Origin of the sequence: Paenarthrobacter sp. AB444 (genome assembly GCF_028736865.1) — a bacterium.
GTDB lineage: Bacteria > Actinomycetota > Actinomycetes > Actinomycetales > Micrococcaceae > Arthrobacter > Arthrobacter nicotinovorans_B.
In genome coordinates this window covers 96,335-109,279 of record NZ_JAQZBY010000001.1, presented here as the reverse complement: position 1 = coordinate 109,279, position 12,945 = coordinate 96,335, and the positions used below count along the sequence as shown (strand labels likewise).

At 62.9% G+C, this 12,945-nt stretch carries 10 protein-coding genes and 1 tRNA gene; 6 read left to right on the top strand and 5 right to left on the bottom strand.

Annotation, left to right across the window (positions count from 1 at the left end; translation table 11 throughout):
* Positions 1–8 precede the first annotated feature (8 nt).
* Both PQ627_RS00505 and PQ627_RS00500 read left to right on the top strand, forming a co-directional pair.
* Positions 9–935: an alpha-E domain-containing protein gene (locus PQ627_RS00505; protein ID WP_144658810.1), complete on the top strand. Its 927-nt coding sequence runs from the start codon at positions 9–11 to the stop codon at positions 933–935.
* A complete protein-coding gene (locus PQ627_RS00500) occupies positions 932–1,783 on the top strand; it encodes a transglutaminase family protein (protein ID WP_274257778.1) in 852 nt (283 codons plus the stop codon). Before PQ627_RS00505 ends, PQ627_RS00500 begins: the two co-directional genes overlap by 4 nt.
* Before the next feature lie 73 nt (positions 1,784–1,856).
* On the opposite strand, the gene PQ627_RS00495 is transcribed toward PQ627_RS00500, so the two are convergent.
* Complete coding sequence (locus PQ627_RS00495) at positions 1,857–3,308, bottom strand: SDR family NAD(P)-dependent oxidoreductase (protein WP_274257777.1); 1,452 nt, start codon at positions 3,306–3,308, stop codon at positions 1,857–1,859.
* 68 nt (positions 3,309–3,376) lie between these two features.
* Positions 3,377–4,789, bottom strand: coding sequence for a glucose-1-phosphate adenylyltransferase (glgC, locus tag PQ627_RS00490; protein ID WP_274257776.1), 1,413 nt, complete (start codon positions 4,787–4,789; stop codon positions 3,377–3,379).
* Positions 4,790–4,882: 93 nt separating this feature from the next.
* On the opposite strand from glgC, the gene glgA reads away from it, so the two are divergent.
* Positions 4,883–6,079 carry a glycogen synthase gene (glgA, locus tag PQ627_RS00485; protein WP_274257773.1) on the top strand — a complete coding sequence of 399 codons (1,197 nt, stop codon included), beginning with the start codon at positions 4,883–4,885 and terminating at the stop codon, positions 6,077–6,079.
* A gap of 125 nt (positions 6,080–6,204) precedes the next feature.
* Here glgA and PQ627_RS00480 read toward each other — a convergent pair whose 3' ends face one another.
* Entirely contained in the window at positions 6,205–8,304 is a 2,100-nt protein-coding gene (locus PQ627_RS00480; protein ID WP_274257771.1) for an acyl-CoA dehydrogenase family protein, read from the bottom strand.
* A gap of 48 nt (positions 8,305–8,352) precedes the next feature.
* A complete protein-coding gene (locus tag PQ627_RS00475) occupies positions 8,353–9,054 on the bottom strand; it encodes a TetR family transcriptional regulator (RefSeq protein WP_443192730.1) in 702 nt (233 codons plus the stop codon).
* Positions 9,055–9,115: 61 nt separating this feature from the next.
* Here PQ627_RS00475 and PQ627_RS00470 point away from each other — a divergent pair, with 61 nt between their 5' ends.
* The 3 genes from PQ627_RS00470 to PQ627_RS00460 are packed head-to-tail and all read left to right on the top strand — an operon-like array spanning position 9,116 to position 12,741.
* On the top strand, positions 9,116–10,468 hold the full coding sequence (locus PQ627_RS00470; protein ID WP_274257766.1) for an acetyl-CoA C-acetyltransferase: 1,353 nt from the start codon (positions 9,116–9,118) through the stop codon (positions 10,466–10,468).
* A 9-nt stretch (positions 10,469–10,477) separates the two neighbouring features.
* Positions 10,478–11,818 carry a 3-oxoacyl-ACP reductase gene (locus PQ627_RS00465; RefSeq protein WP_274257764.1) on the top strand — a complete coding sequence of 447 codons (1,341 nt, stop codon included), beginning with the start codon at positions 10,478–10,480 and terminating at the stop codon, positions 11,816–11,818.
* Complete coding sequence (locus PQ627_RS00460) at positions 11,815–12,741, top strand: MaoC/PaaZ C-terminal domain-containing protein (RefSeq protein ID WP_274257763.1); 927 nt, start codon at positions 11,815–11,817, stop codon at positions 12,739–12,741. The genes PQ627_RS00465 and PQ627_RS00460 overlap by 4 nt, the downstream gene beginning before the upstream one ends.
* Positions 12,742–12,857: 116 nt before the next feature.
* Here the strand turns inward: PQ627_RS00460 and PQ627_RS00455 are convergent.
* Positions 12,858–12,940, bottom strand: a tRNA-Leu gene (locus PQ627_RS00455).
* Positions 12,941–12,945 lie beyond the last annotated feature (5 nt).

The following is a 12,945-nucleotide window of genomic DNA, read 5'->3' as shown; positions in this document are numbered from 1 at the left end:
ACAGCCGCATGCTGAGCCGCATTGCTGAGTCACTCTTTTGGATCGGCCGTTACGTAGAGCGGGCCGATGGCACTGCCCGGATTCTGGACGTACACCTGGAGCGCCTGAACCACCTGCCCCTGGACGAGCAGCGCAGTGTAGCCAGGGAACTTTTGGCCGTCATGGGCGCCCGGCCCCAGAGCGAAGACTTCGGCCTGCCCGAACTTCTTCATGCTTTGGCCTACGACAAACAGAGCGCTTCCTCCATTGCCGGCTCCCTCGGGGCCGCCCGTGAGAACGCCAGGCGCGCCAGGGAGACGGTGTCCCAGTCGTTGTGGGAAAGCCTGAACACCACCTACTACGGCTTGAACCAGCACCGCAAGGACGTAGTGGGCACGTACCGCTTCTGCAACTGGGTACTGGAACGGACAGCGATGGTGCGTGGCCTTGCGGACACCACTGTCAGCCACGATGAGAGCTGGCTGTTCATGGTCCTGGGACGCTCGTTGGAGCGTGCTGACATGACCGCCCGGATGCTGTCCACCCGTGATGTCCAGTCCGCTGGAATGTCCTGGGTGAACATGCTGCGGTGCGCTGGCGCCTACGAGTCCTTCATCCGTACCCGGCGTGCAGCTTTCGGTGACCAGCACGCTGCCGAATTCCTGCTGCTGGACCGTCTCTTCCCGCGCTCCATCGTGTACGCCCTGCGCGACGCCGATGAGTGCTTGGCCAAGCTCGATCCCTCGGCCCAGCGCGTTGGCTTTATCAACGATGCCCGCCGGATCGTTGGACAGGCCCGGACGTTCCTAGAGTTCCACCGCACCGATGACCTCATGTCCGAACTGCCTGAGCACATGGAACGTGTGCAGAAGGCGGTAACGCAGGCATCGGATGCCATTTCCCGTAAGTACTTCAATCAGGCTGATGAACACGCCTGGGTGGGAGAAGTTTCATGACCCGGCTGAGCATCGTCCACAAGACGGCCTACAAGTACAACCGCCGCGTGACGTTGTCCTATAACGAAGCCCGGATGACCCCGCTCACTGATGGGCAGCAGGTAGTGCTGGAGTCCTCGCTGAAAGTCTCGCCCAACCAGGCTTCCGTCAGCACCTACCGGGATTATTGGGGAACCCGTGTCACTGCTTTCGACATGCAGATGCCCCACGAGAGCCTTGAGGTGCTGGCCACGGCGACCGTGGAAGTGCACCGCACGGAGCGGGTCGCCGTCGAGGACGACATCGTCGGGTGGGATGTCATGTCCTCCGACAAGGTGCAGGACGAATTCAGCGATTGGCTTCCGCAGTCCCGCCTCAGCGGTCCAGGCGAAGAAGTCCTTGGTATTGTTCCCGGCATTGTCGAAGGCAAGAATCCGCATGAGGCCGCCTTGGCGGTCTTCGCGTGGATGGCCGGAGAAATGACCTACATGAAGGGCACCACCGGCGTGACGACCAACGCCGAGCAAGCATGGATGCAACGCCAAGGGGTGTGCCAGGACCTGGCCCACCTCGCCATCGGCGCCTTGCGCTGCAGCGGGATCCCCGCCCGCTACGTTTCCGGCTACATCCACCCCAGGTCCTCGGCCGGCATAGGCGAAACCGTTGCCGGTCAGTCCCATGCCTGGCTGGAGTGGTGGGACGGCGAATGGCGCAGCTGGGATCCCACCAACCACAAGCCGGCCGGCGACTACCACGTGACGGTAGCCAGGGGCCGTGACTACAGGGATGTGCCTCCGTTGAAGGGAATCCTCTCCGGCGGCGGTGGCTCAGGACTCGCCGTGTCCGTGGAGATCACCCGCCTCGCGTAAAGAATTTTCGTACAGATAAGGCCCTTAAGAAGCGCTCTTAAGGGCCTTATCTGCACACAAACTCCGAGGGGGTTTACCAGGGGGAGGGCTTGTAGTCCTTGAGGAATACGCCGTACTGGTCTTCGCCCTTTTCGCCCATGACGATGGGGTCGTACACGCGGGCAGCACCATCGACCAGGTCCAAGGGAGCGTGGAACCCTTCTTCCATCAGGCGGACCTTCGTATAGTGCGGGCGCTCATCAGTAATCCAGCCCGTATCGACGGCGGTCATGAGGATGCCGTCCGAGTCCAGCATCTCCTGGGCACTGGTGCGGGTCATCATGTTCAAAGCAGCCTTGGCCATGTTGGTGTGCGGGTGCCCCGGTCCCTTGTAGGCGCGGGAGAACTGCCCCTCCATGGCCGAGACATTGACGATGTATTTCCGGTGCGCCGTGGACCGCTTCATGGCACCACGCAGGCGGCTGACCAGCAGGAACGGCGCAGTGACGTTGCAGAGCTGTACCTCGAGCATCTCCAGGGGGTCCACCTCGTCAACAACCTGTGTCCAGCTGTTGATGGTGGCGAGGTCGGGGACCAGCCCGCCGGCGTCGATGGCGGTACCTGACTCAATCCGCTCCAAGGATGCCGAACCGGTGGACAATGCCAGCGAGGTGATGGCATCGCCGGCAAGGACCGGGTGTTCTGTCACGCTGCTGGCCAAGGCCAACGGGTGCTTGTCGTGGGCATGTCCGAAGGTCACAAGCTCCGGGCCACCGTTGGCGGCCTCCAGGGCAGCGGGAAGCGGCTCATCCTCGGCATCGACCAGGGGTTTGTAGGCGTTCCCCGAGCGGCGCACGGTTTGGGCGGCATTGTTGATGATGATGTCCAGCGGGCCGGCCTCGTTCAGGGAGTCGGTCAATGCCATGACCTGCGCCGGATCACGAAGATCGATGCCAACGATCCTGAGGCGGTGCAGCCACTCACGGCTGTCCTCCATGGCGGCAAAGCGGCGGGCGGCGTCTTTGGGGAACCGGGTGGTGATGGTGGTGTGGGCTCCGTCCCGCAGCAGGCGCAGGGCGATGTACATGCCGATCTTCGCGCGACCACCGGTCAACAGCGCGCGACGACCCGTGAGATCCGTGCGGGCATCGCGCTTGCTGTGGCTGAAGGCTGCGCATTCAGGGCACAGCTGGTGATAGAAGGCATCCACCTGGGTGTAGTGCTGCTTGCAGATGTAGCAAGGCCGAGACCGGATCAGGTGTCCGGCAATCTCACCCGTGGCGGAGGGAGCGAGCTTGTTGCCGCGGGTCTCGTCGTCGATCCGGTCCGGGGCCGCGGTGGCCGTCAAAGCGATGACGGCACGGTCGGCCTCAGCGATGGAATCGCGCTTGGTGACCCGGCGGTGGCGTTTGACGGCTTTGAACATCTTGCCGGTGGCACGCCGGACTGCAATGTAGTCCGGGTGCTCTTCGTCATAGACGTGGATCGTGGTCAGAACCTTGAGGCAGGCCTGGATCTCTTCAGGCGTCAGATCGGTGGAGCTCATTGACCTGATTTTACAGCCTTGGGAGAGCGCGGCCTGCCTCTGGTTCTGTTCAGTTGAAGGCGTGCGGCCTAGTGCGCGGCACCTTGCGAGGCAGGACCGCCCACGCGGGACTGTATCCCTGCGGCCACCTTTTCCGCAGAGTCGCGGATATCGGGATCATGGTGGGTGGCCGCCTTGACGGCCTCCGGCAACGCGGCCCGATGCTTGGCGGACAGCTCGAGCTCGGCCTCGCCGGGTTCCGGAACCTCTTGGCCCTTGGCAAGAACCGTGATCCCGGACTCTGTGACTTTGTAGCCACGCGCTTTGTCCAAGGCCGGGTCCAGACCGATGGCGGCACCTGCGGGAACCTTGACGTTCTTATCCAGAATCGCCCGCTTGATTACGGCCCCTTCACCGACATAGACCTTGTCCATCAGGACGGAATCCTGGACGCGGCTTCCGGCTGCAACATAGGTATCGTTCGACAGGACAGAGCCCTCTACGATGCCACCGGAAATCACAACACCGCTGGCCACGATGGAATCCAGGGCCGTGCCAACCGTGTTGTTGCCGCCGCGGACGAACTTGGCAGGCGGGGAGATGCTCTGCCGGGTGTAGATGGGCCACTCGGAGTTGTACAGGTTGAACACCGGCACGGGGGAGATGAGGTCCATGTGGGCGTCGTAGAACGAATCGATGGTACCTACGTCGCGCCAGTAGGTGCGGTCACGATCGGTGGCACCGGGGATGTCGTTCAGGGTGAAGTCATACACACCGGCTTCGCCTTGATCCACGAAGTAGGGAATGATGTCGCCGCCCATATCGTGCTTGGTATCCAAGCGTTCAGCGTCCACATGCAGCGCTTCGACCAAGGCGTCGGCATTGAAGACGTAGTTGCCCATGGAAGCCAGGAATTGGGTGGGATCCGCTGCGAGTCCGGGGGTGCTGGCAGGTTTTTCCACGAACGCTGCGATCTTCTGGGGATCGTTCTGGTCCACTTCGATGACGCCGAACTGGTTGGCCATGTTCAGCGGCTGGCGAACCGCCGCCACGGTGGCCTTGGCTCCGCTTGCGATGTGCTGTTCCACCATCTGGGAGAAGTCCATGCGGTAGACGTGGTCCGCGCCGACCACTACCACGATGTCCGGGGCGTCATCATGGATCAGGTTCAACGATTGGTAGATGGCATTGGCGCTACCGAGGAACCAGCTCTTGCCGACACGCTGCTGTGCCGGGACTGAGGCAACGTACCGGCCCAGTTGCGTGGACATGCGCCACGTTTCGGAGATGTGCCGGTCAAGGCTGTGCGATTTGTACTGCGTCAGTACAACGATTTTCAAATATCCCGAATTAACAAGATTGGACAAGGCAAAGTCGATTAACCGGTAGCCGCCAGCAAACGGAACGGCCGGCTTGGCCCGGTCCGCCGTGAGCGGCATGAGTCGGTTGCCTTCGCCACCGGCCAATACGATTGCCAAAACTTTCTTCAACGCCATGGTCACTGCTCCCCGTACGTCTTCGTATCCCCCAAAAGTCCGATTTTCCGGACCCTTTCACACTAGAACACATACGCCGGAACGACTACGTTGGTTAGCGTGCGAATAGACATTGTGACTAAAGAATTCCCTCCGGAAATTTATGGCGGTGCCGGTGTCCACGTTGCCGAGCTCAGCCGGGTGCTGGCGAAGCACGTCGACCTCCGCGTCAGGGCCTTCGGTGCGCCCCGCGACGCGGACTATCACGGGGCGACCGTGTCCTCGTATGCCACCCCGGAAGACCTCGGCGACGCCAATGCCGCGGTGCAGACGCTCGGCGTCGATCTCAGGATCGTTCCGGACATTGCGGGAGCGGACCTGGTCCACTCGCACACCTGGTACGCCAACATGGCCGGACACCTCGCTTCACTGCTTCACGGTATTCCCCACGTGCTCAGCGCTCACAGCCTGGAGCCGCTGCGGCCGTGGAAAGCCGAGCAGCTTGGCGGTGGCTACGCTTTGTCCTCCTGGGTGGAGAAAACGGCCTACGAAGCGGCCGCAGCCATCATCGCCGTCTCCGACGGCATGCGCCAGGACATTCTCCGGAGCTACCCCAACGTTGATCCGGACAAGGTCAAGGTGGTCCATAACGGCATCGATGTCTCACTGTGGGAGCGCGATGAGGAAGACGACGCCATCAAGGCGTTGGGCATCGATCCCGCCAAACCCAGCGTCGTATTCGTTGGCCGCAACACCCGCCAGAAGGGGGTTCCGTACCTGCTTCGCGCGGCTTCGAGCCTTCCGGCGGATGTCCAGCTGGTACTGTGCCTTGGCGCGGCCGACACCCCTGAACTGGCTGCGGAGACGGCACGTCTCATTGAAGAGCTGCAGAGCAAGCGTGAGGGCGTGGTCCTGATCGAGAGGATGCTTCCGCGCCGCGAGCTCATCCAGGTCCTGAGCCATGCCACCGCTTTCGCTTGCCCCTCCATTTACGAACCCCTGGGCATCGTAAACCTTGAGGCCATGGCCTGCGGAGCGGCCGTCGTCGCCAGCGCCACCGGCGGCATTCCCGAAGTGGTCCAACACGGTGAAACCGGCCTGCTGGTCCCCTTGGAGCAGGTCACCGATGGCACCGGCACTCCGCTGGATCCGGAGAAATTCGTCAGTGATTTTGCCGCTGCCTTGAACGAGGTCGTTTCGGACCCCGCCCGGGCCCGGGAAATGGGCATCGCCGGGCGCCGCCGGGCAGAGGAGCACTTCTCCTGGGAATCCATCACGGAAACAACTCTCGAGGTGTACCGCTCAGTGCTGCCGTGACAAAAGTACGGTGACAAAAAAGTACGACGGCGCCGCCCCCTTTGGTGGGGACGGCGCCGTCGCGCTTTAACTCCTCGGAATTCGGAGAATTCCCTGACTGTTCACCGAACAGTACAGCAACACTGCTAGCGGGACTTCGCCGCTTTCAGTGCCAGCAGGGCTTTCTCGTCGGCGGGGGCACTGCCGCTGGCACGCTGCTCGCGGAAGTATTGGCGTGCCTCGTCCTGGCGCTCCGCTTCGGCGCCGGAGGCGATCCGTGCCCGGAGGTGCTCGGGGCCGTAACCGAACGCGTCGACCAAATCCACTGCATGCGGACGGATCTTGACCAACAGGCGGTTGATGTAGGTCCCCACGGTGCGGCCACGCTGCATGGAAAGCCGGCCATTCATGAGGTACCAGGACAGGTGCTTCTCAATGAGGGACAGTCCAAAGAGGTCGCGCAACCAGGTCAGCACGCGCTTGGTTCCGTCGTCGGGGGCCTGTGCCAGGGCTTCGGTGAAGGCCTCCCACTGGAGCAGCTCCGCGTGCGCCTGGGCTGCTTCGATCAGTTCGTGCTGGTGCTGGTTGAAAAGTGCTGCAGCCTGGTGTTGGGGGAGCTTGTTGGCGCCCTTCAACGCCGCTCCGACCTCGGCAACCATCGACTGGACACGGTCAGCCAGCAGGGTCCGCTGGCCTTCCTCGTCCCGCAAAGCCAAGGCAGCCTTCTGTACCGAACCGTTGTCCGCCACGAACTGCGCAACCTGGCGCAAACCCGTCCGGTGCAAGGCCACACCTGCGGCTTGGTCCACCACGTAGCGGGCCAGCACGCCAAAGTCGGCGCTGCGGAATTCCTTGGCGTAATCGGCCAGGAGCCGCTTGGCCACCAATTGCAGCAGAACCGTGTTGTCGCCTTCGAACGTCACGTAGACATCGAGGTCCGCGCGGAGCGAAGCGAAGCGGTTCTCAATCAGGAAGCCCGCGCCGCCGCACGCTTCCCGGCACTCCTGCAAGGTATCCAGGGCGTGCCAGGTGCTCAGGGGCTTGAGGGCAGCCGCCAGCGTTTCCAGGTCTTGGCGGTCGGCGTCGGTATCGTGGGCGCCGGAGAACACGTCATCGAACTTCTGCAGCAATTGTTCGTGGGCGAAGCTGGCTGCGTAGGTGGTGGCCAGACGCGTGAAAAGCCGGCGTTGGTGCCGTTGGTAGTCCAAGAGCACCTCCTCATCCGTGGCGGAAGAAGCATTGAACTGCCGGCGCTCGGTGGCGTATTGGATGGCCGTCTTGAGGGCTACTTTGCTTGCGGCTACGGCAGCGCCATCCAAGGACACGCGCCCTTGGACCAAGGTGCCCAGCATGGTGAAGAAGCGGCGTCCCGGGCTCGCAATGGTGGAGGTATAGGTACCGTCGGCAGCGACGTCCCCGTACCGGTTCAAGAGGTTGGTGCGGGGGATCCGGACATCGGTGAAATGAAGGCGCCCGTTGTCGATTCCGTTCAATCCGCCCTTGATGCCGTCGTCTTCGCCACCGATACCCGGCAGGAACTCTTTGGTAGCCGGATCACGCAGTTCCACATAGAAGGCGTGGACGCCGTGGTTGACGTTTTGCGTGATCAGCTGGGCGAACACCACGGCAGCCAAGCCATCATTGGCCGCATTGCCGATGTAATCCTTCCACGCGGCGCGGAAAGGAGTGTTGATGATGAATTCCTGGCTGCCGGGATCGTAGGTGGCTGTTGTGGCGATGCTTGCGACATCGGAACCGTGGCCGGTCTCCGTCATGGCGAAGCAGCCGGGAATGTCCAGGCTCATGATGCCGGGAAGCCACTTGTCGTGGTGTTCGGCAGTCCCGAGGTGCATGACGGCGGAGCCGAAGAGTCCCCACTGGACGCCTGCCTTGATCTGGAGGGAAGGGTCTGCCGTGACCAGTTCCTCGAAGCCGGCAATATTTCCGCCGTGGTCATCCGATCCACCCAGACGCTTCGGGAAGGCACGGTGGACCGCGTTGTTATCCACCAGGAACTTCAGCTGTTCGAACACGCGGGCACGGTGCTCTGTATGCTGGAGTCCCTCAATCTTCTGAACGGCGGTGTTGCCGGCCACCTCTCGGGCCTGGTGCCTGATATCTGCCCATTTTCCGAGGAGCTGCTCACCCAGAGCAGCGACATCGACTTTCGGTTCGGGGGCAGTGGCGGCGTCCTCGCGGCCTGCCGGCTTGTTGGCCGATGAGGCCCGATCCACTACTTCAGTCATATTGATTCCTTCTTTGGTTCCGATAACTGATGAGTCATTGCGCTGGTGTCAGGTGGTGGCCTTCAGTTCCGGGGCGATGCCCAGGCACAACCAGTCCGTGATTTGTGCGGCCATCGCTGCCTGGTCCGGCTTCCCGGCGCCCGCGGGACTCCCCAGCCACATCTCGCCCGCGTTTCTTACCAAGCCGATGGCTGCGGTCGGCCAGTAGTCGATCACCGCTTCTTTTTCGCCGCCGAAATGTTCACGCATGGGCGTGGCGATCATCTCGGTGATCTGCTCAAAGAAGTTGCCCAATGCCCCGGATGCTGCGATCGCATCCTGGGCGGAAGCCTCGCCCGGAGTGAGCCTTGTAATAAAGGCGTAGACGTTGGGGCTCGACTCGGCCATTTGCAGGTAGGCCGACACCATCGCATAAAGGCCTTCGCGGGGTGTCTGCGCCAGTTGTGCCGCTTCCTTCATCCGGCGCTGCATTTGCCCCAGGACAACTTCGCCCATGGCCTGTTGAAGGCCGGCCTTGTCGCCGAAATAGCGATAGAAGACCGACTTGGATGTACCGGCAGCGCCCGCGATGTCCTCCATGGAGGCGTCACTTCCAAGCCTGTGGACTGCTTTGCGCGCGGCCTTGATCAGCTCGCGGCGCCGTTCCTCACGATGGGACTGCCAGCGGGAGGCCCGACCGTCAATGGGTTCGGAGGCCTCGCCGTGGGGAGCCTCTACGGCAATGGGGAATTCCTGATGGCGGCTGTTCACGATACCCAGCGTATCAGGTACGCTGGGTATCAGTAACTGGCATTGATCGAAGGAGACAAGCATGGCTGCAGGAGACGCGACCACCGGAGTGAACCCGGAGCGCACCACCACATCTTCGAAAACGCGGCGCGCCTTCATTGTGGGCGGCAACCGCATTCCCTTCGCCCGGACCGGCGGAGCCTACGTGAAGTCCTCCAACCAGGACATGCTCACGGCAGCACTGGAGGGGCTGATCGCCAGGTTCGGGCTCCAGGACGAGCGCATCGGCGAAGTGGCCGCTGGAGCGGTCCTCAAGCATTCGAGGGATTTCAACCTCACCCGCGAAGCAGTTCTGGGTTCTGCCCTGTCACCCGAGACGCCGGCCTACGATCTCCAGCAAGCCTGCGCAACCGGCTTGGAGACCGTGATCGGCTTGTCGAACAAGATCAAGCTGGGCCAAATAGAGTCCGCCATTGCCGGTGGCGTGGATTCGGCATCAGATGCGCCCATCGCCGTCAGCGAGGGACTCAGGGAGATCCTGCTCGATCTCAACCGGGCCAAGACTCCGGTGCAGAAGCTGAAGATCATCGGGCGCATCCGGCCAAAGGACCTGGCTCCAGACGCCCCCAGCACCGGCGAGCCCCGGACTGGCCTGTCGATGGGTGAACACCAGGCCCTCACCACCGCACAATGGAACATCAGTCGCGAAGCCCAGGACGAGCTTGCGTTCAACAGCCACCGCAACCTTGCCGCCGCGTATGAGCGTGGGTTCTTCGATGACCTCCTCACCCCGTATCGAGGGCTCAGCCGCGACTCCAACCTTCGCCCCGACACAACTTTGGACAAGCTCGCAACGCTGAAACCTGTCTTTGGCAAGAACCTTGGGTCTGAGGCCACAATGACCGCAGGCAACTCCACGCCCCTGACCGATGGTGCTTCGACCGTTCTGCTGGCAACCGAAGTTTGGGCGGACGAGCACAAGCTGCCCAAACTCGCCACTGTCCTCGACGGCGAAGCGGCAGCGGTCGATTTTGTCCACGGCAAGGACGGCCTGTTGATGGCTCCCGTCTTCGCTGTTCCCCGGCTCCTGGCGCGCCACGGCCTGACCTTCGAAGACATAGACTTCTTCGAAATCCACGAGGCCTTCGCCGGGACTGTCCTGAGCACCCTGGCTGCCTGGGAGGATGAGGAATTCGGTCGTAACCGCCTTGGACTTGACGGCGCGCTCGGCAAAGTCGACCGGGCCAAGCTGAACGTCAACGGCTCATCGCTGGCTGCGGGACACCCGTTTGCGGCGACGGGTGGGCGCATCGTTGCTTCCCTTGCAAAGATGCTCCATGAAAAGGGAACCGTTGACGGGCGCCCGGCGCGCGGCCTGATCTCGGTTTGCGCCGCAGGTGGCCAGGGTGTCGTCGCGCTTCTGGAAGCCGCATAGGGGGAGTCGATGACCGATAAGTACACTCAACTCGTTAGTCAGGGTATTGGCAGGAACGTCGCAAAAAAGCTGGGTTTGCCTCAGCCGGTGGAGCTGCGCCGCTATGAACCGGGCGCACCGCTGGTGACCGGGCCTGTGCTAGTCAGCGGTGACAGCGCTGGAAGCGACGACGTCGCCACCACCCTTCTGGGTTGGGGGCTGGATGTTCGAAGGAACGCACTCCCGAAGGAAAAGCTGGGCGCGATCATTCTCGTGCTGGACGCCGTGCAGCATCCGGAGGACCTCGCCAAGACCGTCCTTGCGGCGGCAGCCTCCATCCGGGACCTTGCCCCCAATGCCCGGGTGGTCACCATGTCCCGGACGCCGCAGTCCGCACCCACGCCTGCGTCGGCGGCTGCCCGCCAAGGCATCGATGGACTCCTGCGTTCTTTGGCCAAGGAACTGCGGGCGGGAGCGACGGCCAACGGAATACTCCTTGCCGACGACCTCGCCACCACGAGCCCGTCGGCGCTAGGCGCCTTGCGCTTCTTCCTTTCGGGCCGCTCAGCCTACGTGGACGGACAGTTCCTGACCGTCTCCTCGGCGTCGGGAGTACTGCCTACGGACTCTGATAAACCCTTGGCAGGCAAGGTCGCGGTCGTTACCGGGGCCGCCCGGGGGATCGGGGCGGCCATTGCGCGCACCCTGCACCGCGACGGCGCAACAGTGGTCCTGGTCGACATTCCGGCCGCCGGGGAGCACCTGGCAGCCGTGGCCAACGAGGTCATGGGCACCACGCTGCAGCTGGACATCAGGCGCGCAGACGCCGGGCACCGGATCGTCGAACACGCCGTCGAACGCCACGGCCGCCTCGACGTCGTGGTCCACAACGCCGGTATCACCAGGGACAGGCTCCTTGCCAACATGGACGAGGGCAGATGGCAGTCGGTCATCGCGGTCAACATTGCCGCCCAACTGCGGATCAACGAGGCACTCCTGGCATCAGAGCACTTCAGGACGTCTCCGCGCATCGTGTCCGTGGCGTCCACCAGCGGCATTGCCGGCAACAGGGGCCAAACCAATTACGGAGCCTCCAAGGGTGGGGTGATCGGAATGGTCAGGTCCACTGCGGCTTTGCTGGAACCGTACGGCGGAACCATCAACGCAGTCGCCCCGGGCTTCATAGAAACAGAGATGACAGCGAAGATGCCGTTTGCCATCAGGGAAGCTGCCCGGAGGCTGAATTCCTTGAAGCAGGGCGGCCAACCGCAGGACGTGGCCGAAGCCATCGCCTTCCTCGCCAGTGATGCCGCCGGTGGCATCTCCGGGGAAGTGCTCAGGGTGTGCGGGCAACAGCTGGTGGGAGCATGAACACTCCACAACCAGTAGTACTCGGGGAGCTTCCCTCGCTGTCACGGCTCTACGTCAACGCAGCAACGACGGCGGCGCGTCGCCGCGTCCTTGGCGCCTCCACGGACGGCACCCGCCTGCCTGCGGTCAGTCACGAAGTACATGGCGTCAGGGCCGACGTCGAAAACCTCACCGCCTACCAGCACTTGGTGGGGGAGACGGCCAGCGATACCCTGCCTGCCGGCTACGTCCATGCGCTGGCCTTCCCTGTGGCCATGAGCGTGATGAACCGGGACGACTTCCCCTTGCCGCTCCTGGGCATGATCCACCTCAGGAACCATGTGGAGCAACGCGCTGCCATCCACTTCAGCGAATCCCTGGACATCAGGTCGTGGGCAGAGAACATGACCGGTCATCGTGCGGGGACCCAACTGGACGTGGTGGCGGAAGTCCGTTCACATGGCGGCGGCGGCGAGCTGCTCTGGCGCGGGGTATCAACCTACCTCGCGAAAGGTGTGTTCCTCCCGGGGATCGATAAGTCGGGCGTGCATTCAGCATCCACGCCGGGTGATTTTTCGGCACCGGATCCCACTGCCCTGTGGCAGCTCGGCCTGGAGACCGGGCGTTCCTACGCGGCTGTCTCGGGTGATTTCAATCCCATCCACCTGAGTGTGCTCTCAGCCAGGGCGCTGGGGCTGCGCGGCTCCATCGCTCACGGCATGTACCTGGCATCCCGGGCCCTTGCCGACGTTGGAGCGGTCAAGTCGGAGGCCTTCACCTGGGATGTGGCTTTCGAAGCACCCGTGTTCCTCCCGGCGAAAGTTGCCCTGGACATCGCCACCGTGCAATCCGCCGCAGGTACATGGGAACGCTCCCACTACGTGGCCTGGAACCCGCGCAGTGGAAGGCGCCATTTCTTCGGCGCGGTGTCAGCACTGACGTAACGCACGCCCCGGGATAACCAACAAGCGACGCCCACCAATGGTGGGCGTCGCTTGTTGAGACAAATATATAAAAACAAACAAGGCCTGGAATCTTTCGACTCCAGGCCTTGGTCTTGTGCGCGGAGGGGGACTTGAACCCCCACCCCCTTTCGAGGACTAGCACCTCAAGCTAGCGCGTCTGCCATTCCGCCACCCGCGCAGGTG

Excerpts from the sequence above, each read along its gene's own strand:
- PQ627_RS00505 (WP_144658810.1), top strand. The coding sequence starts at position 9 with ATGCTGAGCCGCATTGCTGAGTCACTCTTTTGGATCGGCCGTTACGTA.
- PQ627_RS00480 (WP_274257771.1), bottom strand. The coding sequence starts at position 8,304 with ATGACTGAAGTAGTGGATCGGGCCTCATCGGCCAACAAGCCGGCAGGC.
- PQ627_RS00460 (WP_274257763.1), top strand. The coding sequence starts at position 11,815 with ATGAACACTCCACAACCAGTAGTACTCGGGGAGCTTCCCTCGCTGTCA.
- PQ627_RS00465 (WP_274257764.1), top strand. The coding sequence starts at position 10,478 with ATGACCGATAAGTACACTCAACTCGTTAGTCAGGGTATTGGCAGGAAC.
- PQ627_RS00500 (WP_274257778.1), top strand. The coding sequence starts at position 932 with ATGACCCGGCTGAGCATCGTCCACAAGACGGCCTACAAGTACAACCGC.
- PQ627_RS00470 (WP_274257766.1), top strand. The coding sequence starts at position 9,116 with ATGGCTGCAGGAGACGCGACCACCGGAGTGAACCCGGAGCGCACCACC.
- PQ627_RS00495 (WP_274257777.1), bottom strand. The coding sequence starts at position 3,308 with ATGAGCTCCACCGATCTGACGCCTGAAGAGATCCAGGCCTGCCTCAAG.